Source organism: Leifsonia sp. 2TAF2 (assembly GCF_052115085.1).
In the GTDB taxonomy this organism is placed as follows: domain Bacteria; phylum Actinomycetota; class Actinomycetes; order Actinomycetales; family Microbacteriaceae; genus Leifsonia.
Genome location: NZ_JBFRFY010000001.1, coordinates 2,125,834 through 2,149,188 on the forward strand (window position 1 = coordinate 2,125,834; position 23,355 = coordinate 2,149,188).

Sequence of the window (23,355 nt, forward strand, 5' to 3'; positions counted from 1 at the left end):
TTGTGAAGCCCATGGACTCCTCGACCGACGCCGTCGCCCGCATCCAAGACGAATGGAGGCGCGAGCGCCCCGACCTCGACGTCGCGCCGCAGGGCGTCATCGGGCGACTCCACCGCGTCGCCGCGCGGCTCACCGACGAGCTGGTCGCCGTCTACGACGCCCACGGGCTCGCCGAGGGCGACTTCGACGTCCTCGCGACCCTCCGCCGCGCCGGAGAGCCGTATGAGCGCACACCGAGCGAGCTGGCCGAACACACGATGATCACCACGGGCGGGATGTCGAAGCGCATCGACCGCCTGGAACGCGCGGGACTCGTCGCGCGGCGGGCATCGGAGACCGACGGGCGCGGCCGCGTGGTCGCGCTGACGCCCCGCGGGCGGGAGACCATCGACTCCGCCTTCACCGACCACATCGCCAACGAGCGACGCCTCCTCGACCAGCTGACCAGCCGGGATGCGGCCGAGCTCGAGCGCATCCTCACCGCTTGGCTCGCACGGCTGGAGCCCTGATGCCCGGCGGGGCGCCGAAGCGGCGCTCGTAACGCGGCGAAGGCTTTCGCAACAGGTCGTCATCTTCATGGCGGCGGCGTGCGCCCGCGCGGTAGAAACGGTCGATCATGTCGCGCATCTTCACGAGCAAGTTCAGCCCGGGCCGAGCCCGCTGGGAGCTGGTCGTCACCCCCCAGGGAGACGTCTACGCGTTTCCGCTCACCCTGCCGATCGCCCAGCGGCAGGTGCTCGGCGGGCACCGGCGCTACCTCGTCGGGCGCGTCAGCAAGGGCACGCAGGCGTGGACCGCGGCTGGACCGTCGGGCCTCGTCTACGGGACGACGTTCCCGTCGCTGCCGTCGGCGCTGGAGGCGATCGCGGACGAGGTCGACCTGGCGCCCGTTCCCTAGCCGCGGCTCGCACCGAGCTACCGACGGAACGCTGTCGGCTATCGAAGGAGACTTGGCCCCGAATCTCCTACGAACCGCGGTGGTGAAGGAGAATCGGCGGCGCGGCGGGCGAATCTCCTTCGATTGTCAGAGGGAGAGAGGCCCAGGGACCCCGGAGCGCCGGATGGGCAGGCGCTCAGGCGGACTTGAGGAGGGCGTCCTCGAGGGCCACCCACGGCAGCATCGCGCACTTGACCCGCGTGACGTACTTCGAGACGCCGGCCAGCGCGACCGCGTCGCCCAGCAGCTCCTCGTCGCCCTCCAGCGCGCCCTTCGAGTGCATCAGCTCGCGGAAGGCGCCGATGGATGCGGCCAACCGTGCGCGGTCCACATCCTCGACCAGATCGCTCAGCAGCGAGGCCGAGGCGGTCGAGATCGAGCAGCCGTGGCCCTCCCAGCCGATCGCGAGGATGCGGCCGTCCGGCGCCGTGCGCACGCCGACGGTCACCTCGTCGCCGCAGGTCGGATTGAACTGGTGCGAGCTGGCGGCCTCGTCCCCCGCGATCCCGTAGCCGTGCTTCTCACGGGCGTGGTCGAGAATGACCTGCTGGTACAGGTTCTGCAGGTCGCTCATCGGGTGGCTCCGTCCGCGACGCCGAAGAAGACGCGGGCGTCGGCGATCGCCTCCATCGCGGCATCCACCTCGTCGGCGGTGTTGTACAGGTAGGTGCTGACGCGCGTGCTCGCCGTGGCGCCGTAGCGCCGGTGGACCGGCTGCGCGCAGTGGTGGCCGACGCGGACGGCGATGCCGCGGTCGTCGAGGAACTGCCCGACATCGTGCGCGTGGATGCCGTCCACGACGACACTGGCGAGCCCCACCCGCGGGACGCCCGGGCCGGGGCCGAGGATGCGGACACCCTCGAGCTGCCCGAGGCCCGCGAGCAGCCGCTCGCCGAGCGCCTCCTCGTGCGCCTCGATCGCCGGCATCCCGACCGCCTCGAGGTAGTCGACGGCGGCGGCCAGCGCCACGGCCTGCGACACGCGCTGCGTTCCCGCCTCGAAGCGCTGCGGCGCCGGGAGGTACTCGGCGCCCTCCAACGTCACCTGGGTGATCATCGAACCGCCGGTGAGGAAGGGCGGCAGGGCGTTCAGGAGTTCGCTGCGGCCGTACAGGGCGCCGACTCCGGTCGGACCCAGCATCTTGTGGCCCGAGAACACGGCGAAGTCGACGTCGAGCGCAGGGAAGTCGACCGCGAGATGCGGGACGGACTGGCACGCGTCGAGCACGACCAGCGCGCCGTGCTCGTGCGCCAGCGCGACCAGCTCGGCGACCGGGTTGATGCCGCCGAGCACGTTGGAGACGTGGGCGAACGCGACGACGCGCGTGCGCGGTCCGATCAGTTCGGCGGCCTGGTCGAGGCGCAGCATCCCGTCGTCGGTGAGGCCGATGACGCGGAGGGTCGCGCCGGTGCGCGCGGCCAGCTCCTGCCACGGGATGAGGTTGGCGTGGTGCTCCGCCTCGGTCACGACGAGCTCGTCGCCCGGGCCGAGCCGGAACCGCTCGGCGGCCGCGCCTCCGCGCCCGAGCGACGCGTTCGACATGCCGTAGGCGAGGAGGTTGATGCCCTCGGTCGCATTGGAGGTCCACACCAGTTCGTCCGGCTGTGCGCCGACGAACGCGGCGACGCGGGCGCGGGCGTCCTCGAACAGCTCGGTGGCCTCGCCTGCGACGGTGTGGGCGCCGCGATGCACGGCCGAGGTGTAGCGCTCGGCGAAGGCGCGTTCGGCGTCGAGCACCTGCCGCGGTTTCTGCGACGTGGCCCCGGAGTCCAGATAGACGAAGGGGTGACCGTTCACCTCGCGGGAGAGGATCGGGAAGTCCGCACGGAGGGCGGCCGGGTCGAGAGTCGTGGAGCGCATACCGGTGACAACGTTACCGGGCCCCACTTCACTCCCGCTGAGTGTGTCGCCGCTGATTCGCTTCCCCTGGGAGAGCCGCTTCGCTAGGCTGCTCCCGGCCCCCGGACGGGGGCAGACTCGCTGGCTCTGATCCGCAAAGGTGCGTCATGTCCGACTCTTCCCTTACATCCTCCCGCCTCCGCCGAGCGCTGATCGGCGCCGCAGGCGTCCTCGCCCTGGCGCTCGGCGTCGGCCTGGCCGACGCACCCGCGGCCCTCGCCTGGGATCCCGGCCACGGCGGAACCTCGCTCGCACCGCGGACGACCTTCACCATGGCGCCGGACGGTTCCAGCGGCGCCACCCAGGGCGGCGAGGGCATCCCCAACATCGACTCCGTCAAGAAGACGATCGCCACCTACTACGGCGATCCGGGGACGGGCATCTCGAACAAGACCGACTCGCCGTACATCCGTGAGCTCGGCAGCATCCTGGGCCGTGAGAAGACCGAGCTGAAGGCCGACTACGACCGCGCCGTGCAGCACGGCCAGAAGCCCGCGATCGTCTTCGACGCCGACGACACGACGCTGTGGACCTACGACATGGAAGTCGCGGACATGCACTTCACCTTCAATCCGGCAGAGCAGGATGTGTGGGTCCAGGGCCAGCGCTTCCCCGCGACTCCCGGCATGGTGGACTTCGTGAACCAGGCCGCCGCGATGGGCTACACGGTCTTCGGGCTGACCGGCCGCAACGACAACCAGAAGGCCGCGACCCTCGGCAATCTCGCCAAGGTCGGCTACACGGCCTTCACCTCCGACCGCTTCTACACGAAGTGGACGGGCACCGGCACTTCCCAGCAGCCCTCGTACGTGACCTGTGCGGCGGCCAGCTGCACGACCGTCGAGTACAAGGCGCTGACGCGCAAGCACATCCAGGACCTCGGCTACACCGTCACGCTCAACGTCGGCGACCAGTGGTCCGACCTTCAGGGTGGGTACGCCCAGGAGGCGCTCAAGCTGCCGAACCCGACGTACTACCTGCCGTCGGCCGACCTCCCCGGCGTCTCGGAGCCGCGTCTCGCTCCGCGCACGCACTTCACGATGGCGCCGGACGGGTCCAGCGGCGCCACCCAGGGCGGCGAGGGCATCCCAAACATCGACTCCGTCAAGAAGACGATCGCCACCTACTACGGCGACCCCGGCACCGGCATCGCGAACAAGACGGACTCGCCGTACATCCGCGAACTGCGCTCGATCGTCCAGCGCCAGGCGCCGGTCCTCGCCGCCACCTGCTTCGTCGAGAAGAAGCTGCACAAGAACCCGGCGATCGTGCTCGACACCGACGACACGACGCTGTGGACCTACGACATGGAAGTCGCGGACATGCACTTCACCTTCGACCCGGTGGAGCAGAACGTCTGGGTGCAGGAGCAGCGGTTCCCGGCCACCCCGCACATGACGACGCTCGCGGCGGTCGCGCAGAAGGCCGGCTGCACGCTGATCGGCCTGACCGGCCGCAACGACGATCAGAAGGCGGCCACGCTCGGCAACCTGGCGAAGGTCGGCTACACCGGCTTCACCGCGCAGAACTTCTACACCAAGTGGACGGGCGTGGGAGCCTCCCAGCAGCCGGCGTACATCGCCTGCGCCACCGCGAAGTGCACGACCATCGAGTACAAGTCGCAGACCCGCGCGCACATCGAGTCGCCGTCTGGCGGCCGGTACGACATCGTCGCCAACTTCGGCGACCAGTACAGCGACCTCATCGGCGGCCACGCCGACCGCACGGTGAAGCTGCCGAACCCGACGTACTACCTGCCGTAGCCGCCCGTCCGCTCGACCGGCCCCGGTAGGCTCGGGGCATGGTCGAGCGGACGAACGGTTCCCCCTGGTTCTTCATCCTCGGGATCGCCCTCGTCGTCGTCGGCCTCGCCGGCCCGCTGCTGGTGGATGCGGTGACCTCCGACGTGAACTGGCTCATCCGCGGCGCCGGCGTGCTGGTCGCCATCGGCGGAGGGGTGCTCATCGGGTTCGGGGTGCGCAGGCGGCAGGGGCGCTGACGCCGTCGGCGGGCGGACGCGTTTCGGCCGGTCTAGACGCAGCCTTTCGGCACCCACTAGCCTGCTGGCCGTGAGCCGCCGATCATCGATCCTCGTACGCACGGCGCTCGCGGGTGCCCTCTCCGTCACGGTCCTGGCAGCACCACTCGTGCTCGCAGAGCCCGCTGTCGCCGTGACAGCGACTCAGTGGGCGACGTGGTCGGCCCCTCCCGGCGGCGGCTACACGATGCAGGTCGGCACGAGCCCCCGCCTCAGCGCAACGGTGACCACCGATTCTCGCAGCGGCCAGATCGGCGTCATCTCGGGGACGAGCACCTGGCTGGCCGCCGGCACACCGGTCGGCGCGAAGTACGGCTCCAGCCAGAACCGCCCGTACCTGAACCTTCGCCCGAAGGCGGACAGCCCGACCGCGCCATCCACGACCACGTATTCGTTCGCCGCTCCCACACCGACGAGCGGGTGGACGTTCGTCCTCGGCGACATCGACGCCGACAAAGTGCAGGTGCGCGCGATCGGCCCGGACGGGACGGCTCTGACCGCGGCCCAGCTCGGGTTCCGCGGCGGGTTCAACTACTGCGCTCCCGCCCTTGCGGGCAAACCGTCGTGCACCGGATCGGCTGCCGATGTGCCCTCCTGGGATCCCGCGACCACCACCCTCACCGGTAACGCGGGCGCCACGGACACCAACGGTGCGGCCGCCTGGTTCGAGCCGAGCGCGCCGATCGCCGCCCTCACCTTCGTGTACACGCAGCGGTCGGGCTTCCCCGTCTTCCAGACCTGGTTCGCCGGCCTCGCGCGCGACATCACCGGCACGGTCACGGCATCCACGGGCTCGATTGCCGGCACCGTGCTCACCCTGCGCGACGCCGACGGGGACGCGGTGGCAACCACGTCGCCCCTGGCCGACGGCAGCTACTCCTTCGCGGGCGTGCAGGCGAGCGCCGGCTACACCGTTTCGATCACACCTCCGCCCGGCTCCATCGCCGACGGGGCAGTGCAGCAGCCGGCGGATCTGTCTGCCCAGGATGCGGTGGTCGACTTCGGCGTCCACGTGATCGTGCCCGTGGGCGTGAGTGGCACCGTCCGGGACACCGGCGGCGACCCCGTCCCCGGTGCGACGGTGACCCTCAGCACCGGTGAGACGACGACCACCGGCCCGGACGGCGTGTACCGCTTCGAGGAAGTGCAGCCCGGCCCCCACACCGTCACGGTCGTGCCGCCCGCCGGGTACACCGTCGCGGTGGCGCCTCCACCGTTCACGGTACCGGCCGGAAGCGAGACCCCGATCGACGGCCTGGATGCGGTGCTCCAGGAGAACCCGGACATCACCGGCCGCGTCACCGACGGCGCAGGCGGTGTCGCCGGAGTGGTCGTCACCGCGACACTCGCGGGTGGCGGCACGGTGACAGCTGTGACGGCGGGCGACGGCAGCTACACACTCCCCCGGGTCGTGCCAGGAAGCTACACGGTCACGATCGAAGCTCCTCCCGAGTACACCCCGGCCGGCCCCTCCTCACTCCCCGTGACGGTCGCGGCCTCCGACGTCACCGGTGTCGACTTCGCCCTGGCGCGGTCGGGCGCGGTCGAGGGCGCCGTGACCGCGGGCGGCCTGCCGGTGGCCGGTGCCACCGTGACTCTGAGCGGTCCCGCCACCGCCACGCTGACCACGGGGACCGACGGGTCGTACGCCCTTGGTGGGCTTCCCGCGGGCGTCTACACCGTGACCGTCACGCCACCGGCCGGTTACACGGTGGCTGGAGCCGCGACCCGGACGTTCACGATCACTGCGGCCGGTGAGAGCGTGGACGACCAGGACTTCGCGCTCACCGCGCCGGTTACGACTCCGCCGCCTCCTTCGCCTCCCACGACGCCCGCGGGCGGTGACCCGACCGCCACGCTCGAGACCGCGACGATCGCCGACACCGGCTCCGACGCATCCGGCGCCGCTCCCGTCGCCCTCGCCGCCGCACTACTCGTGTTCTCGGGGCTGGCCGTTCTCGTCGGAGCGCGGCGGAGGCGCCACGGACTACGCTGACCGCCATGAGCACGGTCACCTCCTCCGACGGAACATCCATCGCCTACGAGCTCGACGGGAGCGGCCCCGCGATCGTGCTGATCGACGGCGCCATGTGCTTCCGCGACGCCGGACCCATGCGGCCGATCGCGCAAGCGTTGCGGGAGCGCGCGACGGTCGTCCTCTACGACCGCCGCGGCCGCGGGGCGAGCGGCGACCGGCTGGCGGACCCGGCGGCCCGGGCCGACACCGTCGCACGTGAGATCGACGACGTCGCCGCACTGGTGGAGGCGGCGGGCGGCTCAGCCACGCTGTTCGGGATGTCGTCCGGCGGCGCGCTCGCGCTGGCCGCGGCCGCAGCCTTAGGCTCCGCGCGCGTGCCTCGCGTCGCCGTCTACGAGCCTCCGTACCTTCCCGACCCGATGCTGTCCTCCGCCGAGGCCTACACCCGCGACCTCCTCGCGGCGCTCGCCGCTGGCGACCGGGCGGGCGCGGTCGAGCTGTTCCTCCGCCGAGTCGGTGTGCCGGAGGCGGGCATCGAGGGGATGCGGAATTCCCCCGGGTGGGACGCCACCCTCGCCCTCGCGCCCACGCTCGCGTACGACGACGCCGCGATGGGTGACAGCCGCATCCCGGACGAGCTCCTGCAAGCGGTCAGCGTGCCGGTGCTCGGGCTGGCCGGGGAGCAGAGCCCCGGCTTCCTGCGGTTCGGTGCGGAAGGCGTCGCCGCAAGCTCCCAGGACGGGACGTTCGAGGTCGTGGCCGGTCAGACCCACGACGTGTCGGCCGATGCGGTCGCACCGCACCTGATCCGCTTCGTCGTGGGCTGACCGGCTGCGCCTCAGCTGCGGACGGCGTCGACCGGCTCCCGCCGGCCGGAGAGTCCGCGGATGGGGCTCGCCGCCTGCTCCGCCTCGTGGTCGGGTCCCAGCGGGATGCCCGTGCGGTCACGGAGCACCAGCGTGGCGAGGAGCCCGATCACGGTCATGCCCGCGAGGTACCAGGTCACCGACAGGGTGGTCCCGGTCGCCTGCACCAGCGCGGTCGCGATCGTCGGGGCGAACGCACCGCCGAGGATCGCGCCGATCGCGTATGAGATCGAGACGCCCGAGAAGCGGATGGACGCCGGGAACAGCTCCGAGTACAGCGCCGCCTGCGGGCCGTAGGTGAAGCCGAGGCCGATCGTGAGGATCGCAAGGCCAAGGAACAGCATCCCGACGCTGCCCGAGTTGACGAGCGGGAACAGAGCGAATACTCCGATCAACTGCAGGATCCATCCCACGATGTAGGTGTTGCGGCGGCCGATCCGGTCGCTCACCCAGCCGGCGAACGCGGTCGCCAGCAGCCAGGTCACCGCGGAGCCCGCGACCGCCCACAGCACCGGGCCGCGATCGAGCTTCAGCGGGCCCTCCGGGTCGGTCGAGTAGTTCTGGATGTAGCCGCCGGTGGTCATGTAGCCGACCGCGTTGTTTCCGGCGAAGATGAACGCCGCCACGATCACGAGGAGGGCGTGCTTGCGGAACACCTGCACGATCGGCATGCGGGTGCGCTCGCGGCGCACCGCGATCTCGGTGAACACCGGGCTCTCCTCGACCCGGCGGCGCACCCAGTAGCCGATGGCGATCAGCACCACCGAGAGGAGGAACGGCACGCGCCAGCCCCACGCGAGGAAGGCGTCGCCCGGCGCGAGCTGCGTCATGATCGCCATGGCGCCGGAGGCGAGGAGCAGTCCGAGCGGGACGCCGATCTGCGGTGACGCTCCGAACAGGCCGCGCTTGGCGGTGGGGGCGTGCTCGACGGCCATCAGGACCGCGCCGCCCCACTCGCCGCCCGCCGAGATGCCCTGAAGTACACGCAGCAGCACGAGCAGGATCGGCGCGGCGATGCCGATGGCCTCGTACGTGGGCAGCAGGCCGACCAGAGCGGTGGAGAGGCCCATCAGGATCAGGGTGGCCACCAGGACGACTCTGCGGCCGTACCGGTCGCCGAAGTGACCGGCGAGGAACGCGCCGAGCGGCCGGAACAGGAAGCTCACGCCGACCGTGAGAAACGCCAGCATGGTTGCGAACTGCGGCCCGGCCGGCGCGAAGAACAGCTGGCCGAAGACCAGGCCGGCTGCCGACGCGTAGATGAAGAAGTCGTACCACTCGACGGTGGTGCCGATCACTGTTGCGAAGACGACCCTGCGGCGATCCTTCTGAGATCGGATGCTGCCGGTGGGTGTGAAGGGGGATGCGCTCATCGTTGTGTTCTCCCGGGGTGGTGCGACGTCGTTGTCACGGAGCGGCGCTCCGATCCGCCAATGATATACGATTTCGGATCCGACGCAACGGGGTCTGACCGCATCCCCAGACCCCCTGTTGCGCCGGGCGCCGGGTGCAACAGAATGCGTGCATGGACGCGGCACCCCGGGTGATCCGAACGCCCGACCAGAGGCTGCGGGTCTTCGTCAGCTCGACCCTCAAGGAGCTCGCCCCCGAACGCCGGGCGGCGCGGGCCGCCATCGAGCGCCTGCACCTCGCCCCGGTGATGTTCGAGCTGGGCGCCCGGCCGCATCCACCGCGCGAGCTGTACCGCGCGTACCTCGACCAGAGCGACGTCTTCGTCGGGCTGTACTGGGAGCGCTATGGATGGGTGGCTCCCGACGAGCAGGTGTCGGGGCTGGAGGACGAGTACAACCTGTGCCCGCCCGACCTCCCCCGCCTGATCTACATCAAGGACCCGGCGCCCGCCCGGGAGGAGCGGCTCACCGAACTGCTGAACCGCATCCGCTCCGACGACCGCGCGTCGTTCAAGTACATCGAGTCGGCCCAGGAGCTCGAAGTGCTGCTGGAGGCGGACCTCGCCACCATGCTCGCCGAGCGGTTCGAGCTCAGCCGGGTCGACGGCGGCAGAGCGCGCCCGCCCGACGAACCGTCGCCGGCACGCGCTCCGTCGCTCCCGTCGCCGCTCACGCGGCTGGTCGGCCGGACCGACGACATCGCCGCCGTGCGCGCGATGCTCGCCGACGGCGCCCGGCTCGTCACCATCACGGGGCCGGGCGGGATCGGGAAGAGCCGGCTCGCGATCGCCGCAGCCGCCGGCCTCGGCGAGAGGTTCCCCGACGGCGCGGTGTTCGTCGACCTCGCGCCCGCACACGACCGGAACGCCGTCACGGCGGCTCTCGCCCAGGCGCTCGGGGTCCGCGACACCGGCGACGCACCGCTCGCCGACAAGGTGACGACGGCGCTCCGCGACCGCCGGGTGCTGCTGGTGCTCGACAACTTCGAGCAGGCGCTCGCGGCGGCGCCCGCCGTCACAGAACTGCTCGCGGCAGCCCCCGGGGTCAGCGCGATCGTCACCAGCCGGTCGCTGCTGCGGGTGGGTGGCGAGCGACGCTACGAACTCGACCCCCTCCCCTCCGACGATGCCATGCGCCTGTTCGTCGAGCGGGCGCACGCTGTGCGTCCCGACTTCGAGATCACCCCGTCGAACGCCGACGATGTCGGTCGGATCTGCTCGGCGCTGGACGGGGTCCCGCTCGCGATCGAGCTGGGCGCCGCGCGCATCCGGGTGCTTCCCCCCGCCGAGCTTGCGCGGCGCCTGGACCGACGGCTTCCGCTGCTCGTCGGCGGTGCACGCGACCTGCCCGAGCGCCAGCGGACCCTGCGGGCAACCATCGAGTGGAGCGCGCAACTGCTCGACGAGCCCGAGCGCGTGCTGCTCGCCCGGCTCGGCGTGTTCCAGGGCGGCTTCACACTCGAGGCAGCGGAGGCGGTCGACGCCGCCATCCGGGAGGGGGCCGACGAGGCTCCTGGGGATGATGTGCTCTCGGCACTCGGCGCCCTGGTCGACAACAGCCTCGTCCGGCAGCACGACGACGCCCACGAGGCGCGGTTCTCGCTGCTGGCCACCGTCCGCGAGTACGCGGTGGAGCGCCTGGAGCAGGAGGGTGAGCTTGCCCGCGCCCGCGACGCCCACGCCTCCTACTTCCTCACCCTCGGCGACCGTGCCGATGACGCGCTGGAGCACGCCGCCCAGCACGACTGGGTGGTGCGGTTGAGCGCGGACACCGGCAACCTGCGCTCGGCGGTGCGGTACCTGCTCGACGCGCGAGACTGGGAACGAGCCGCGCACCTCGCCTGGGCCTTGTACGTCTACTGGTGGGTCGCGGGGCTCCTTGGCGAGGTCCGCGGCTGGATGGACGAGCTGCTCGCGTCCGGCGACCCGCTGGATGACCGGACTCGCGCGATCGCCCTCTACTTCACGCAGGCGATCACCTTCTGGCAGGACCCGGAGGGCACGGTGGCAACGGCTCTCACCGAGAGCGCCGATCTGTTCCGCCGCACCGGGGACGCCGACGGCGAGGCGCTCGCCCTGATCTCCTACGCGCTCGCGGTGCTGGCCTCCCCGGCACCGGACGACAGCGCCGCGAACGACGCGATGGACGCCAGCCTCGACCTCTTCCGCACCCGCGAGGACCGCTGGGGCCAGGCGATGGCGCTGGTGATGCTCGGCAGGGTCGCGCTGCTGCGCCAGCAGGTGGGGGACGCGCTGGCCCGTTTCGAGGAGAGCCTGACGCTCGCCCGCGACAACGGCGACGACCTGGGAGTCACGATCGCGCAGCACCACCGCGGCTGGGCGCGCCTCCTGCTCGGCGACGCGGCCGGTGCGACCTCCGACTTCTCGGCCTGCCTCGCCCTCTCCCGACGGCTCGGTCACGTCGAGGGGATCGCCTACGGGCTGGAAGGGATGGTCGCCGTCGCCGCCCTCGCCGGCGACGTCGGGAGGTCCGGCCGGCTGCTGGGCGCATCCCGTTCCCTCCGCGAGCGCACCGGGCTGTACAACGCTCCGGTGTTCACATTCCACCAGCTCTTCGTCGACGGGATGCTGGCGGCGGGCGCCGACCGGGACGCGTTCGACGCCGCGGTCGCCGAGGGACGCATCCTCTCCGCGGACGCCGTCGTGGAGCTGGCGGAAGGACGGGCGGCCGCATGAGCGACCGCATCCACCCGTACACGCGCCTCGTCGGGGCGATCATCCTCCCGTTCCTCGTCGCAGCCTTCGTGCTGCTCTATCCGCTCGCGGACACCACCGACCTGTTCTTCGCGTGGACGATCAAGCCGCCGATCACTGCCATGCTTCTCGGCAGCGCGTACGCCGGCGGCATCGTGTTCTTCGTGCATGTGGTGCGGCCCAACCGGTGGCGCTCGGTGCGCCACGGCTTCCCGGCGGTCCTGCTGTTCGCGACGCTGCTGGCCGTGGCGACTTTCCTGCACTGGGACCGCTTCCACTTCGGCCACCTGTCGTTCATCGTCTGGGTGACGCTGTACATCGCGACGCCGTTCCTGGTCCTCGCCGCCATGCTCGTGAACCGCGGCGAGGATCCGGGCGGGCTGATCGAGCAGGATGCTGTGCTGCCCGGCTGGGTGCGCATCCTGCTGGCCCTGATCGGCCTCTGCTCACTCGTGACCGGTCTGGTGCTGTTCATCGCGCCGCAGCTCGCCATCTCGGTGTGGGCGTGGCCGCTCACCCCACTGACCGCGCGGGTGTGCGGCGCCATCCTGACGCTCCCCGGGATGGTGAACGTGTGGATGCTGGGCGATGCCCGGTGGAGCGCGTTCCGGCAGATCTTCCAGGCGCAGCTCGTCGCGCTCGCGCTGATGCTGATCGCGCTGGCGTTCCGATCGGGCGAGCTGCTGTGGGCCCGGCCGTCGGCCGCACTGTTCGTGGGCGGCCTCGGCGCGTCGTTCGTGGCCTACGTCGCGCTGTACGTGTGGGCCGAACGACACCGACGGTGAAAAGGCGCGGCGCGGACCGTCGAGGTCCGCGCCGCGCCGGCTCAGCGCTTGAGGGCGGGTTACTTCCGGAGGAAGGCGAGGAGCGCCTCGGTGACCTCGGCCGCGTGAGTCCAGAGCAGGCCGTGCGGCGCGCCCTCGACCTCCACGTAGTCCGCCTCGGGGAGAAGCGCGTGGAAGGGACGCGCGGTGGCGTCGATCGGGAGGATGTTGTCGGCGGTGCCGTGAAGGATCAGCGTCGGAACGTCGATCTTCGCGATGTCGGCCCGGAAGTCCGTGAACCACGTCAGCGGTGCGGCGGCCGAGGCGACCGCTCCGCTGCCCGCGGCGATGTTCCAGCTGTTGCGCACGGCCTCCTCGCTGATGCGGGTGCCCAGGTTCTCGTCGAGGTTGTAGAAGTCCTTGTAGAACTGGGTGAAGTAGGCGTAGCGATCGGCCTTCACCGCCTCCACGATGCCCTCGAAGAACTCGCGCGGCGCGGCGCCGCCCGGGTTGTCTTCCGTCTTCAGGAGGTACGGCTCGAGCGAGGCGAGGAACGCGACCTTGGCGATGCGCTCGGAGCCGTAGCGGCCGAGGTAGCGGCCGACCTCGCCGGTGCCCATGGAGAACCCGACGAGCACGGCATCCCGGAGGTCGAGCGTCTCGAGCACGACCTGGAGGTCGGCGGCGAACGTGTCGTAGTCGTAGCCGGTGGCTGCCTGGCTCGACTGGCCGAAGCCGCGACGGTCGTACGTGATGACGCGGTAGCCGGCCTCGAGCAGCGCAGCCGACTGCTTCTCCCACGAGTGACCGTCCAGCGGGAAGCCGTGGATCAGCACGACCGGCTGTCCGCTCCCGTGGTCCTCGTAGTAGAGCTCGATCGGGGTGCTGTTCTCGGTTCCGACGGTGATGTACGACATCGTCGCCTTCCTTTCGTTCATCCACTGCGGTGAGAACGATCGTTCTCACCGGTGATCACGACTCTATGAGAACTATCGTTCTCAGTCAAGCTACAATCGGAGAATGGTGGATGAAGAAACGCGCAGCAGGATCGTCGACGCGGCCGACGCCCTCTACTACGCACGCGGTTTCCACGCGGTCGGGATGGACCAGGTGCGGGATGCGGCCGGCGTCTCCCTGCGCCGGCTCTACACGCTCTTCCCCTCCAAGGACGACCTCGTGCTCGCCGTCCTCGCCAAACGTCACGATCTGTGGACCGACGGCGTCGCCGCTCGCGTCGCGACGGTCGCCGACCCGGAGGGCAAGCTCCTCGCGATCTACGACTACCTGTCGGACTGGTTCGTCCAGGACACCTTCCGCGGCTGCGGCTTCATCAACGCCTTCGGTGAACTGGGAGCTGCGGATCCGCGCGTCGCCGAGGCCGCTCGGCGCCACAAGGAGTCGTTCCAGGCGTTCGTCGCCGAGATCGCCGCGGCGGCCGGAGCCTCACCCGCGCTCGCCCCGCAGCTGGCCATCCTCGCCGAGGGCGCGCAGACGACGGCGGCGATCGCCGGCACTCCCGACGCTGCGGCGGACGCACGCGCGGCTGCGCAGGTGCTCATCCGGGCGGCGCTACCCGCCGGCGCGCACTGAGGGGCTCGGCCCGGTTCACCGCCCCGTGGACCACGGATCGAAAAGAGTGACGCCGAAGCGCTCGAAGTCGCGCGTATTGCGCGTTACCACGACTAGCCTTCCCACTTCGGCCGTTGCTGCGATCAATGCATCTCTCTCGGGCCGCAGATCGGGCACGTGGTACGAGGCAGCGACGCTTGCGACCTCATGATCCACCGGCAGAATGCGCTCTCCGAAGAGCAGCTGGACGTCATGCACCCAACGCCGGAGGTCCGCGCCTTGCGAGGGATCGCTGCGCTCCTTCTGCGCCGTGCCTAGTTCGATCTCGAACATCGTCATCGCGGAGATGTACAGCGAATAGGGATTCTGCAGCTCGAGCCAGCGGATGACCTCCGGATCGGCGCGTTCAGGTCGCCGCGTCGCGCTGAGAGCGTCGGTGTCGAGAAGCCACTTCACAGCTCGATCCGCTTCGCGTTGATCTGAGCACGAGGGAACTCCATGTCGAAATCTCCCCGCTCGTCCTGCCGGAGAAGGTCGACGATGCTCCGAGTTCCGCCGGTGAGGCGCTCGTATTCGGCGTACGTCAGGAGCACGTACGACGGCTCGCCGCGGTCGGTGATGATGAGCGGCTCTGCAGCCGCGCTCCGCTTCGCCGCCGACGTGTCCTGATTGAATGCCCGCGCTGTGATGATGGCCATCTCGTCCCCTCGTATGTAGCTACGTAGAAACGTATCAGAGTACGCCTCGTTCCCACGGGCTATGAAGGCATTCACACCCACGGCACCTGGCCCAGGTGTACAGGAAGATATACGATCCACTCGGGGCGCATGCGTTCCTCCTCCGATGCCGAAGGGAGCCCACCGGTGCTCGACAGCCCGACCATCCAGGCCATCGCCGACGAACTCGCGACCGCCGAACGTGACCGGACGACGGTCCCGCTGCTCACCGCCCGCCACCCCGAGATGACGGTGGAGGACTCCTACGCCGTTCAGAAGGTCTGGGTCGAGCGCGGTCTCGCCGATGGCCGCCGGCTCGTCGGCCGCAAGATCGGGCTGACCTCCAAGGTGATGCAGCAGGCGACCGGGATCACCGAGCCCGACTACGGCGCCATCTTCGCCGACATGGTCTACGAGACCGGCTCGGTCATCCCGTTCGACCAGTTCTCCAACGTCCGTATCGAGGTCGAGCTGGCCTTCGTGCTCGCGGAGCCGTTGGAGGGCCCCGACGTCACGCTGTTCGATGTGCTGAGCGCGAGCCGGTACGTCGTCCCGGCTCTCGAGATCCTGTCCTCGCGCATCGAGATGCAGGGCCGCACGATCGTCGACACCATCTCCGACAACGCCGCGATGGGCGGCATGGTCGTGGGCGGCAGGCCGGTGGCGGTGGATGCGGTGGACCTCCGCTGGGTCTCCGCCCTGCTCTACCGCAACGAGACCATCGAGGAGTCCGGCGTCGCCGCCGCGGTGCTCGACCACCCCGCGACCGGCGTCGCATGGCTGGCGAACAAGCTGGCCCAGCACGGCACGCGCCTCGAGGCCGGGGACATCGTCCTTGCCGGGTCGTTCACCCGGCCGATGTGGGTGGAGCGCGGCGACACCGTCCACGCCGACTACGGAACCCTGGGAGCCGTCACATGCCGATTCGTCTGAACCCGTCGATGTACGAGCCGACGCCCACCTTCGCCGACCGGCTGCGGTCGGCCGACCGCACCCTGTACGGGATGTGGTCCTGCGCCGGGAGTCCTCTCGTCGCGGAGATCTGCGCGGGCAGCGGGCTGGACATCGTCCTGGTCGACGGCGAGCACTCCCCCGTTGGGCTCGAGTCGATCCTCGCCCAGTTGCAGGCGGTCGCCGCGTATCCGGCGGTGCCGCTCGTGCGCGCGCCGATCGGCGATCCGGTCCTGCTGAAGCAGCTGCTCGACCTGGGCGCGCAGAACATCCTCGTGCCGATGGTCGACAGCGTCGCCGAGGCCGAGGCGATGGTGCGGGCCGTCCGGTACCCGCCGCACGGGGTGCGCGGGGTCGGCAGCGCGCTCGCGCGCTCCTCGCGCTGGAGCCGCATCCCCGACTATCTCGCCCGCGCCAACGACCTCGTGTCGCTGACGGTGCAGATCGAGACGGTGGAGGGACTCGAGGCCGCAGCCGGCATCGCGGCCGTCGAGGGCGTGGATGCCCTGCTCGTCGGCCCCGCGGACCTCGCAGCCTCCATGGGTCTGCTCGGGCAGCAGAATCACCCGGACGTCATCGCCGCCGTCGAGCGCGTGATCGCCGCGGGCCGGTCTGCGGGCACGCCAGTCGGCGTGAACGCCTTCGATCCGGCGACCGCCGATCGCTACGCGGCTGCGGGCGCTGCCTACGTCCTCGTCGGCGCCGACGTGACCCTGCTCGCCCGGGCGTCGGAGGGCCTGGCCGACCGCTTCATCGGGACCTCCGAGCCGGACGCGGGCTCCCCCGCCCCTGCCAGCTATTGAACGCATTGTCCACCGAGCGTAGATCGTATATGATCTCGAATACGGTCCACCCGGACCCATCCCCGACGACGAGGAGCCGCCACCCGTGAGCGCCACCAGCCCGACCGGACTGCGAGAACAGGCCGGCAAGATCATCGCGGTGCACCTGAACTACCGTTCCCGCGCCGCGCAGCGGGGCCGCACCCCGGCCCAGCCGTCCTACTTCTTCAAACCCAGCTCCTCCCTCGCCACGACCGGCTCGGAACTCGAACGCCCGGCCGGGACCGAACTGCTCGCCTTCGAAGGCGAGATCGCCCTCATCATCGGCCGGCCTATGCGCCGCGTCTCGCCGGAGGACGGCTGGGCCGCCGTCTCGGGCGTGACCGCCGCCAACGACTTCGGCCTCTACGACCTGCGTGCGGCGGACAAGGGCTCGAATGTGCGCTCCAAGGGCGGCGACGGCTTCACGCCGCTCGGGCCCGGCATCCTGCCCGCCGCGGACCTCGACCCCGATGCCCTCCGCGTCCGCACCTGGCTGAACGGCGAACTCGTGCAGGAGGGGACGACCGACGACCTGCTCTTCCCGTTCGGCCGGCTCATCGCCGACCTCTCGCAGTTGATGACCCTGGAACCCGGCGACATCATCCTCACAGGGACCCCCGCCGGCTCCTCTGTCACGCAGCCGGGCGACACCATCGAGGTCGAAGTGGATGCGCCCACCGCGCCCGGCGCGCCCAGCACCGGCCGCCTCGTCACCCGCATCACCGAGAGCAGCGTCCCGTTCGGCGACTTCGGGACGAAGCCCAGCGTCGACGACCACCAGCGCGCGGAGGCCTGGGGCACTCCGCCGGAGCCCGCCTGGACCCTGAGCGACGAGCTGCGCTCCAAGCTCGCAAGCGTCGCCACCGCCACCCTCAGTTCGCAACTGCGCAAGCGCGGCCTGAACAACGTGTCCATCGACGGCCTCACCTCCACGCGTCCCGGCACCAAGGTCGTCGGCACTGCGCGGACCCTGCGCTACATCCCGAACCGCGAAGACCTCTTCGCAACTCACGGCGGCGGTTACAACGCTCAGAAGCGTGCGTTCGACGCCGTCGGCCCCGGCGAGGTGCTCGTCATCGAGGCCCGCGGCGAGCGCGGCAGCGGCACCGTCGGCGACGTGCTGGCCCTGCGCGCTCAGGTCAACGGAGCCGCCGGCATCGTCACCGACGGCGGGGTGCGCGACCTCGCCGTGGTCGCGGCCCTCGACATCCCGACCTACCACAACGGCCCGCACCCCGCGGTGCTCGGCCGCAAGCACGTGCCCTGGGACACCGACGTGACCATCGCGTGCGGCGGAGCGGCCGTGCAGCCCGGCGACGTGATCGTGGGCGACGCGGACGGTCTCCTCGTCATCCCGCCAGGCCTCGTCGAAGAGGTCGTCGCCGATGCCCTCGAGCAGGAGCGCGAAGAGGAGTTCGTCGCCGAGCAGGTCGCCCAGGGCGCCCGGGTCGACGGGCTCTTCCCGATGAACGCCGAATGGAAAGAGAGGTACCGCGCATGGTTGACGCAGCGCTGAAGACCGCGGCACCGAGCAAGTCGCAGCTGGCCTACGAGTTCATCCGCGCCCGGATCGACGACGGCCGGTACGTCTCCGGCTTCCGGCTCGTGCTCGGGCAGATCGCCGGCGAGCTCGACATCAGCGTCGTCCCCGTGCGCGAGGCGATCCGGCGACTGGAGGCGGAAGGGCTCGTCACGTTCGAGAAGAACGTCGGGGCCCAGGTCGCCCTGCTGCAGGAGGCCGAGTACACCTACACGATGGAGACGCTGGCGCTCGTCGAAGGCGCCGCGACCCAGCTGTCCGCTCCCCTGCTGACCGCCGACCACATCGCCCGGGCGCGCGCGGTGAACCGCGAGATGATCGCGTGCCTCGACGACTTCATCCCGCACCGGTTCACCCAGCTCAACCAGGAGTTCCACTCGGTGCTCTACGAGGAGTGCCCGAACCCGCACATCCTCGACCTCGTGCACCGCGGCTGGAACCGCCTGACGGTGCTCCGTGACTCCACCTTCAGCTTCGTGCCCGGCCGCGCCCGCGAGTCGGTCGACGAGCACGAGCAGATCCTCACACTCATCGAATCCGGCGCGGAGGCGCTGGAGATCGAACTCGCCGCGCGCCGGCACCGGCTGGCCACGCTCCAGTCACTGCACGCGTACCAGAGCGAGCACACGCAGCAGCACTGACCGTTACCGACCGACAGGAGGCCGCGCATGGCGCAGCACCCCGCATCCACCCACCACATCCCCGAGAACCTGCCGGACAAGATCCAGCACTTCATCGACGGAGCCTTCGTCGACTCCGTGTCGGGGAAGACGTTCGACGTGCTCGACCCGGTGTCCAACGAGACCTACGTGCAGGCCGCGGCCGGGCAGAAGGAGGACATCGACCTCGCCGTCGCCGCCGCCACCCGCGCGTTCAAGGAGGGCCCCTGGCCGCGGATGAAGCCCCGCGAGCGCGCCCGCGTGCTGAACCGCATCGCCGACGCGGTCGAGGCACAGGATGCGCGCCTCGCCGAGCTCGAGACCTTCGACACCGGCCTCCCGATCACCCAGGCGCTCGGCCAGGCGCAGCGCGCGGCCGAGAACTTCCGCTTCTTCGCCGACTTGATCGTCGCGCAGGCGGACGACGCCTACAAGGTGCCGGGCAGCCAGCTCAACTACGTCAACCGCAAGCCGATCGGCGTCGCGGGTCTCATCACGCCCTGGAACACGCCGTTCATGCTGGAGAGCTGGAAGCTCGCACCGGCGCTCGCGACCGGCAACACGGTCGTCCTGAAGCCGGCCGAGTTCACCCCGCTGTCCGCGAGCCTGTGGGCCGAGATCTTCCGCGCGGCTGGGGTTCCCGACGGCGTCTTCAACCTGGTCAACGGCCTGGGTGAAGAGGCCGGGGACGCGCTGGTGAAACATCCCGATGTCCCGCTCATCTCCTTCACCGGTGAGAGCCGCACCGGGCAGATCATCTTCGCGAACGCCGCGCCGTTCCTGAAGGGGCTCTCGATGGAGCTCGGCGGCAAGTCGCCCGCGGTCGTCTTCGCCGACGCCGACCTCGAGGCCGCCATCGACTCGACCCTGTTCGGCGTGTTCTCGCTGAACGGCGAACGCTGCACCGCCGGTTCCCGCATCCTCGTCGAGCGTCCCGTCTACGACGAGTTCCTTTCTCGCTACGCCGAGCGCGCCAAGAACATCGTCGTGGGAGACCCGCACGACCCCAAGACCGAGGTCGGCGCACTCGTGCACCCCGAGCACTACGCGAAGGTGATGAGCTACGTCGAGATCGGCAAGCAGGAGGGCCGGCTGCTCGCCGGCGGCGGTCGTCCGGAGGGCCTCGAGACCGGCAACTACGTCGCCCCGACGGTATTCGCCGACGTCGCCCCGGACGCGCGCATCTTCCAGGAGGAGATCTTCGGACCGGTCGTCGCCATCACCCCGTTCGACACCGACGAGGAGGCGCTGGAGCTCGCCAACGGCGTCCGCTACGGCCTCGCCGCCTACCTGTGGACGAGCGACCTGCAGCGCGCGCACACCTTCGCCCAGAACGTCGAGGCCGGGATGGTGTGGCTCAACTCGCACAACGTCCGCGACCTGCGCACGCCGTTCGGCGGCGTGAAGGCGTCCGGGCTCGGGCACGAGGGCGGCTACCGCTCGATCGACTTCTACACCGACCAGCAGGCCGTCCACATCACGCTGGGGCCCGTCCACACCGCCCGGTTCGGCGCCACCGTGCACCAGCCGGAGGAGGCTGTGGAAGCGGCCGAAGACGCCGGAGACGCCTGATCCACACCGCAGCAGACAGCATCACAGCAAGGAAGCTCTGACATGACCTCACCCATCACCCCCGGCTCCCCGGAGCCCATCGTGACCGCCGGCGACCCGATCCCGGCGCCGGCCGACCGCATCCCCACGCCGAAGGCCACGCCGCCGGACGTCGTGCGCTGCGCCTACATGGAGCTGGTCGTCACCGACCTCGCCGCCAGCCGCGAGTTCTACGTCGACGTGCTCGACCTCGTCGTGACCGAGGAGGACGAGGACGCCGTCTACCTCCGCTCGTTCGAGGAGTTCATCCACCACAACCTCGTGCTGAGGAAGGGCCCGGTCGCGGCCGTCGCCGCCTTCGCGTACCGCGTCCGCACCCCGGAGGACCTGGACCGCGCGGTCGAGTTCTACACCGAGCTCGGCTGCCGGGTGGAGCGTCGCGCCTCCGGTTTCACGAAGGGCGTCGGGGACTCGGTGCGCGTGGAGGACCCGCTCGGCTTCCCCTACGAGTTCTTCTACGAGGTACAGCACGTCGAGCGCCTCGCCTGGCGCTACGACCTGTACACGCCGGGGGCGCTCGTCCGCATCGACCACTTCAACCAGGTCACGCCGGACGTCCCCAAGGCAGTGAAGTACATGGAGGACCTCGGGTTCCGCGTCACGGAGGACATCCAGGACGAAGCGGGCACCACCTATGCCGCGTGGATGCGCCGGAAGCCGACCGTCCACGACACCGCCATGACCGGCGGCGACGGCCCGCGGATGCATCACGTCGCGTTCGCCACACACGAGAAGCACAACATCATCGCCATCTGCGACAAGCTGGGCGCCCTGCGCCGCAGCGACTGCATCGAGCGCGGCCCCGGCCGGCACGGCGTCTCGAACGCGTTCTACCTCTATCTGCGCGACCCCGACGGCCACCGGGTCGAGATCTACACGCAGGACTACTACACCGGCGACCCCGACAACCCCGTCGTCACCTGGGATGTGCACGACAACCAGCGCCGCGACTGGTGGGGCAACCCCGTCGTGCCGTCCTGGTACACGGAGGCCTCGACCGTCCTCGACCTCGACGGCAACCCGCAGCCGCTCACCAGCCGCACCGACGACTCCGAGATGGAGGTCACCATCGGCGCGGACGGCTTCTCGTACACGCGGAAGGACGACGAGCCGCGGGGCTTCAAGCTGGGCGCGCAGGTCTAGCGCCCATCCACCCCTCGGCGGAGCGGGCGACTTGCTAGGGTCGACCCATGATCCGTTGGGGGGTGGGCCGCGTCGCCGCGGCCCTGGTCGTGACCGCTGTCGTCGGGCTCGTGTCGGGATGCGCACTGCTCGCTCCGCCACGGCCGGCGCCCCGCGCTACTCCCACCGAGACCCCGGCGGCCGTTCCGATCGCCGAACAGCTCCCCGACCCGAGGGTTCCCGGTCAGACGATCGGGACCGCCCGGCTCGTGGCCGTGGCGCACGACCCCATCACGGATCCCGTCGCCCAACATCCTCTCACCGGAGATGTGCGCATCGTCGTGAACTCGGACAAGCAGGTGGAGGTGCGCATCCGGCCCACCGCTTCCTCCGGCGCCGGCCTGGCGGCGCTCTCCGGTCTCGACCTGTTGATGTCCGGAAAGCGGTACGACGGCCTGCCGGAGAACATCCAGGCCCAGAGCAGATTCAGCCTGAACTCAGGACTGAACAGCGTCGACCCGGACGGCGAGCTCGTCCTGCCGCTCGCACCGGACTTCCCGGTCCTCGACGACCCCTCGTTCCTGCACTCCATCGAAGAGTCCGTCTCCAGCGACGCCCGGGTGATCGCCGTCGCGTCGATCACGTGGACGATGCCCTCCCCTTTCCCGCATCTGAAGCCAGTGGACCACGGCGTGGTCTTGTACGCCCACGGCCGCGTCCTGATGGACGGCGACACTCCCGCCACGTACATCCCGAACCCGCTCGACACGCTCTACATGGTCTCCCGCCGGTTCGGCCTCACCGAGGTGCAGCTGGTCTGGCTGAACCCGGAGATGCTGATCGGTGCGTCCGAACCGATGCTGAAGCAGGGAATCGGCGTCAACCTGGATCCGGCTCGCCGCTGACCTCCGTGGCCGCTCCGGCCGCTGGGGCATCACGGTGGACGACGTAGGCGTGCAGCAGCCGACCCTCCGCCGCGAAGCCGTGGCGCTCGTAAACGGCGACTGCTCGCGGGCTGGAGTGGACGGTCACCCGCTCCAGCCCCCGCTCGCGCGCGCGGTCCACGATCGCGTCGATGAGCCGTCCGCCGATCCCGCGGTTGCGCCGGCCGGGTTCGACGTAGGCGCACTGCAGGTCACCGGAGGCCCGATCGAAGGCCCGAGCGCTCGGCACGCGGGGCACGATCGCGAGCCACGTCATCCCGATGACCCGGCCCTCCTCCACGGCGACGAAGCACTCGTGGGAGCCGCGGTGCTGTCCTGCCCAGGTCGCGAACTGCGCCGCGAAGACCTCGCGAGGATCCAGCGCCTGTCCGCCGAACTCGTACACCGAGTCCCAGCGCAGACCGCCGACCGCCTCCCACTCGCCCGGCACCGCCGGACGGACCTGAACCTCGCCCACGGCGGAGTCCGTCAGTGCGAGCCGAGCTGCGTACCGACCATGGAGTAGCCGCCCCGCGGATCCTGCGACGCCTGGGGCTCGTCGAACCGCGCATTCGCCTTTCCCGGCAGGCTCTCCGGGACCGCACGCAAGCGAACGACCGCGACGATCAGGAGCACGGTCGCGGCAAGCAGAACCGCGCCGCAGGCTACGAGCATCCAGCCGATCGCCGAGCCGCGCGTGAGTTCCACGATGCCCAGCGGAGCCGTCAGCCACACGCCGAGACCCGTCAGGCAGGCGAGCACGACGAACAGGATGCTACGCCGTCTGCGCCGCTCGGCCTGCTCGAACTCCCTCATCAGCTGTGTCATGGTG

At 70.4% G+C, this 23,355-nt stretch carries 24 protein-coding genes; 16 read left to right on the plus strand and 8 right to left on the minus strand.

Features of this window, described 5'->3' with window-relative positions:
* Nucleotides 1–11 precede the first annotated feature (11 nt).
* Both AB4Z18_RS10245 and AB4Z18_RS10250 read left to right on the plus strand, forming a co-directional pair.
* On the plus strand, nt 12–509 hold the full coding sequence (locus AB4Z18_RS10245) for a MarR family winged helix-turn-helix transcriptional regulator (RefSeq protein ID WP_441782571.1): 498 nt from the start codon (nt 12–14) through the stop codon (nt 507–509).
* Nucleotides 510–616: 107 nt separating this feature from the next.
* Nucleotides 617–898 carry a hypothetical protein gene (locus AB4Z18_RS10250; protein WP_441782572.1) on the plus strand — a complete coding sequence of 94 codons (282 nt, stop codon included), beginning with the start codon at nt 617–619 and terminating at the stop codon, nt 896–898.
* Nucleotides 899–1,073: 175 nt separating this feature from the next.
* On the opposite strand, the gene sufU is transcribed toward AB4Z18_RS10250, so the two are convergent.
* Both sufU and AB4Z18_RS10260 read right to left on the minus strand, forming a co-directional pair.
* Nucleotides 1,074–1,511 carry a Fe-S cluster assembly sulfur transfer protein SufU gene (sufU, locus tag AB4Z18_RS10255; protein ID WP_441782573.1) on the minus strand — a complete coding sequence of 146 codons (438 nt, stop codon included), beginning with the start codon at nt 1,509–1,511 and terminating at the stop codon, nt 1,074–1,076.
* The gene (locus AB4Z18_RS10260) at nt 1,508–2,797 is read right to left on the minus strand and encodes a SufS family cysteine desulfurase (protein WP_441782574.1); all 1,290 of its coding nucleotides are present in this window, start codon (nt 2,795–2,797) and stop codon (nt 1,508–1,510) included. Before AB4Z18_RS10260 ends, sufU begins: the two co-directional genes overlap by 4 nt.
* A 146-nt stretch (nt 2,798–2,943) precedes the next feature.
* On the opposite strand from AB4Z18_RS10260, the gene AB4Z18_RS10265 reads away from it, so the two are divergent.
* The 4 genes from AB4Z18_RS10265 (at nt 2,944) to AB4Z18_RS10280 (ending at nt 7,679) form a co-directional block, all read left to right on the plus strand.
* Complete coding sequence (locus AB4Z18_RS10265; RefSeq protein WP_441782575.1) at nt 2,944–4,599, plus strand: HAD family acid phosphatase; 1,656 nt, start codon at nt 2,944–2,946, stop codon at nt 4,597–4,599.
* Nucleotides 4,600–4,637: 38 nt separating this feature from the next.
* Entirely contained in the window at nt 4,638–4,835 is a 198-nt protein-coding gene (locus AB4Z18_RS10270) for a hypothetical protein (protein WP_441782576.1), read from the plus strand.
* Between the two features lie 70 nt (nt 4,836–4,905).
* A complete protein-coding gene (locus AB4Z18_RS10275) occupies nt 4,906–6,870 on the plus strand; it encodes an MSCRAMM family protein (protein ID WP_441782577.1) in 1,965 nt (654 codons plus the stop codon).
* A gap of 5 nt (nt 6,871–6,875) precedes the next feature.
* On the plus strand, nt 6,876–7,679 hold the full coding sequence (locus tag AB4Z18_RS10280; protein WP_441782578.1) for an alpha/beta fold hydrolase: 804 nt from the start codon (nt 6,876–6,878) through the stop codon (nt 7,677–7,679).
* Nucleotides 7,680–7,690: 11 nt separating this feature from the next.
* On the opposite strand, the gene AB4Z18_RS10285 is transcribed toward AB4Z18_RS10280, so the two are convergent.
* Nucleotides 7,691–9,091 carry an MFS transporter gene (locus tag AB4Z18_RS10285; RefSeq protein ID WP_441782579.1) on the minus strand — a complete coding sequence of 467 codons (1,401 nt, stop codon included), beginning with the start codon at nt 9,089–9,091 and terminating at the stop codon, nt 7,691–7,693.
* A 152-nt stretch (nt 9,092–9,243) separates the two neighbouring features.
* Here AB4Z18_RS10285 and AB4Z18_RS10290 point away from each other — a divergent pair, with 152 nt between their 5' ends.
* Together AB4Z18_RS10290 and AB4Z18_RS10295 are read left to right on the plus strand one after the other, a co-directional pair.
* Nucleotides 9,244–11,826 (plus strand): DUF4062 domain-containing protein, encoded by a 2,583-nt coding sequence (locus tag AB4Z18_RS10290; protein WP_441782580.1) that lies wholly within the window; start codon nt 9,244–9,246, stop codon nt 11,824–11,826.
* Entirely contained in the window at nt 11,823–12,629 is an 807-nt protein-coding gene (locus AB4Z18_RS10295; RefSeq protein WP_441782581.1) for a hypothetical protein, read from the plus strand. Before AB4Z18_RS10290 ends, AB4Z18_RS10295 begins: the two co-directional genes overlap by 4 nt.
* A gap of 59 nt (nt 12,630–12,688) precedes the next feature.
* Here the strand turns inward: AB4Z18_RS10295 and AB4Z18_RS10300 are convergent, their stop codons facing one another.
* On the minus strand, nt 12,689–13,525 hold the full coding sequence (locus AB4Z18_RS10300; protein ID WP_441782582.1) for an alpha/beta fold hydrolase: 837 nt from the start codon (nt 13,523–13,525) through the stop codon (nt 12,689–12,691).
* Between the two features lie 103 nt (nt 13,526–13,628).
* Here AB4Z18_RS10300 and AB4Z18_RS10305 point away from each other — a divergent pair, with 103 nt between their 5' ends.
* Nucleotides 13,629–14,198, plus strand: a complete 570-nt coding sequence (locus AB4Z18_RS10305; protein ID WP_441782583.1) for a TetR/AcrR family transcriptional regulator — start codon at nt 13,629–13,631, stop codon at nt 14,196–14,198.
* A gap of 15 nt (nt 14,199–14,213) precedes the next feature.
* Here AB4Z18_RS10305 and AB4Z18_RS10310 read toward each other — a convergent pair whose 3' ends face one another.
* Nucleotides 14,214–14,633, minus strand: coding sequence for a type II toxin-antitoxin system VapC family toxin (locus AB4Z18_RS10310; protein ID WP_441782584.1), 420 nt, complete (start codon nt 14,631–14,633; stop codon nt 14,214–14,216).
* On the minus strand, nt 14,630–14,875 hold the full coding sequence (locus AB4Z18_RS10315) for a type II toxin-antitoxin system Phd/YefM family antitoxin (RefSeq protein ID WP_441782585.1): 246 nt from the start codon (nt 14,873–14,875) through the stop codon (nt 14,630–14,632). The genes AB4Z18_RS10310 and AB4Z18_RS10315 overlap by 4 nt, the downstream gene beginning before the upstream one ends.
* A 129-nt stretch (nt 14,876–15,004) precedes the next feature.
* On the opposite strand from AB4Z18_RS10315, the gene hpaH reads away from it, so the two are divergent.
* The 7 genes from hpaH (at nt 15,005) to AB4Z18_RS10350 (ending at nt 22,505) form a co-directional block, all read left to right on the plus strand.
* On the plus strand, nt 15,005–15,826 hold the full coding sequence (gene hpaH / locus AB4Z18_RS10320; RefSeq protein ID WP_441782586.1) for a 2-oxo-hept-4-ene-1,7-dioate hydratase: 822 nt from the start codon (nt 15,005–15,007) through the stop codon (nt 15,824–15,826).
* Nucleotides 15,811–16,647 (plus strand): HpcH/HpaI aldolase family protein, encoded by an 837-nt coding sequence (locus AB4Z18_RS10325; RefSeq protein WP_441782587.1) that lies wholly within the window; start codon nt 15,811–15,813, stop codon nt 16,645–16,647. The genes hpaH and AB4Z18_RS10325 overlap by 16 nt, the downstream gene beginning before the upstream one ends.
* Before the next feature lie 85 nt (nt 16,648–16,732).
* On the plus strand, nt 16,733–18,184 hold the full coding sequence (locus AB4Z18_RS10330; RefSeq protein ID WP_441782588.1) for a fumarylacetoacetate hydrolase family protein: 1,452 nt from the start codon (nt 16,733–16,735) through the stop codon (nt 18,182–18,184).
* Nucleotides 18,166–18,849 (plus strand): GntR family transcriptional regulator, encoded by a 684-nt coding sequence (locus AB4Z18_RS10335; RefSeq protein WP_441782589.1) that lies wholly within the window; start codon nt 18,166–18,168, stop codon nt 18,847–18,849. The genes AB4Z18_RS10330 and AB4Z18_RS10335 overlap by 19 nt, the downstream gene beginning before the upstream one ends.
* Before the next feature lie 27 nt (nt 18,850–18,876).
* Nucleotides 18,877–20,439, plus strand: coding sequence for a 5-carboxymethyl-2-hydroxymuconate semialdehyde dehydrogenase (gene hpaE / locus AB4Z18_RS10340; RefSeq protein ID WP_441782590.1), 1,563 nt, complete (start codon nt 18,877–18,879; stop codon nt 20,437–20,439).
* 42 nt (nt 20,440–20,481) lie between these two features.
* A complete protein-coding gene (hpaD, locus tag AB4Z18_RS10345) occupies nt 20,482–21,621 on the plus strand; it encodes a 3,4-dihydroxyphenylacetate 2,3-dioxygenase (protein ID WP_441782591.1) in 1,140 nt (379 codons plus the stop codon).
* Nucleotides 21,622–21,668: 47 nt separating this feature from the next.
* Nucleotides 21,669–22,505, plus strand: coding sequence for a hypothetical protein (locus AB4Z18_RS10350; protein ID WP_441782592.1), 837 nt, complete (start codon nt 21,669–21,671; stop codon nt 22,503–22,505).
* Here the strand turns inward: AB4Z18_RS10350 and AB4Z18_RS10355 are convergent.
* Complete coding sequence (locus AB4Z18_RS10355; RefSeq protein ID WP_441782593.1) at nt 22,480–23,001, minus strand: GNAT family N-acetyltransferase; 522 nt, start codon at nt 22,999–23,001, stop codon at nt 22,480–22,482. The two genes, AB4Z18_RS10350 and AB4Z18_RS10355, sit on opposite strands and share 26 nt — an antisense overlap.
* A gap of 11 nt (nt 23,002–23,012) precedes the next feature.
* Nucleotides 23,013–23,351 carry a hypothetical protein gene (locus tag AB4Z18_RS10360; protein ID WP_441782594.1) on the minus strand — a complete coding sequence of 113 codons (339 nt, stop codon included), beginning with the start codon at nt 23,349–23,351 and terminating at the stop codon, nt 23,013–23,015.
* Between the last annotated feature and the right edge of the window lie 4 nt (nt 23,352–23,355).

Coding starts and splice junctions, on each gene's coding strand:
- AB4Z18_RS10270 (WP_441782576.1), top strand. CDS start 4,638: ATGGTCGAGCGGACGAACGGTTCCCCCTGGTTCTTCATCCTCGGGATC.
- AB4Z18_RS10260 (WP_441782574.1), bottom strand. CDS start 2,797: ATGCGCTCCACGACTCTCGACCCGGCCGCCCTCCGTGCGGACTTCCCG.
- AB4Z18_RS10315 (WP_441782585.1), bottom strand. CDS start 14,875: ATGGCCATCATCACAGCGCGGGCATTCAATCAGGACACGTCGGCGGCG.
- AB4Z18_RS10265 (WP_441782575.1), top strand. CDS start 2,944: ATGTCCGACTCTTCCCTTACATCCTCCCGCCTCCGCCGAGCGCTGATC.
- AB4Z18_RS10245 (WP_441782571.1), top strand. CDS start 12: ATGGACTCCTCGACCGACGCCGTCGCCCGCATCCAAGACGAATGGAGG.
- hpaD (WP_441782591.1), top strand. CDS start 20,482: ATGACCTCACCCATCACCCCCGGCTCCCCGGAGCCCATCGTGACCGCC.
- AB4Z18_RS10325 (WP_441782587.1), top strand. CDS start 15,811: ATGCCGATTCGTCTGAACCCGTCGATGTACGAGCCGACGCCCACCTTC.
- hpaH (WP_441782586.1), top strand. CDS start 15,005: ATGCGTTCCTCCTCCGATGCCGAAGGGAGCCCACCGGTGCTCGACAGC.
- AB4Z18_RS10300 (WP_441782582.1), bottom strand. CDS start 13,525: ATGTCGTACATCACCGTCGGAACCGAGAACAGCACCCCGATCGAGCTC.
- AB4Z18_RS10295 (WP_441782581.1), top strand. CDS start 11,823: ATGAGCGACCGCATCCACCCGTACACGCGCCTCGTCGGGGCGATCATC.
- AB4Z18_RS10285 (WP_441782579.1), bottom strand. CDS start 9,091: ATGAGCGCATCCCCCTTCACACCCACCGGCAGCATCCGATCTCAGAAG.
- hpaE (WP_441782590.1), top strand. CDS start 18,877: ATGGCGCAGCACCCCGCATCCACCCACCACATCCCCGAGAACCTGCCG.
- AB4Z18_RS10335 (WP_441782589.1), top strand. CDS start 18,166: ATGGTTGACGCAGCGCTGAAGACCGCGGCACCGAGCAAGTCGCAGCTG.
- AB4Z18_RS10360 (WP_441782594.1), bottom strand. CDS start 23,351: ATGACACAGCTGATGAGGGAGTTCGAGCAGGCCGAGCGGCGCAGACGG.
- AB4Z18_RS10280 (WP_441782578.1), top strand. CDS start 6,876: ATGAGCACGGTCACCTCCTCCGACGGAACATCCATCGCCTACGAGCTC.
- AB4Z18_RS10250 (WP_441782572.1), top strand. CDS start 617: ATGTCGCGCATCTTCACGAGCAAGTTCAGCCCGGGCCGAGCCCGCTGG.
- AB4Z18_RS10305 (WP_441782583.1), top strand. CDS start 13,629: ATGGTGGATGAAGAAACGCGCAGCAGGATCGTCGACGCGGCCGACGCC.
- AB4Z18_RS10290 (WP_441782580.1), top strand. CDS start 9,244: ATGGACGCGGCACCCCGGGTGATCCGAACGCCCGACCAGAGGCTGCGG.
- sufU (WP_441782573.1), bottom strand. CDS start 1,511: ATGAGCGACCTGCAGAACCTGTACCAGCAGGTCATTCTCGACCACGCC.
- AB4Z18_RS10350 (WP_441782592.1), top strand. CDS start 21,669: ATGATCCGTTGGGGGGTGGGCCGCGTCGCCGCGGCCCTGGTCGTGACC.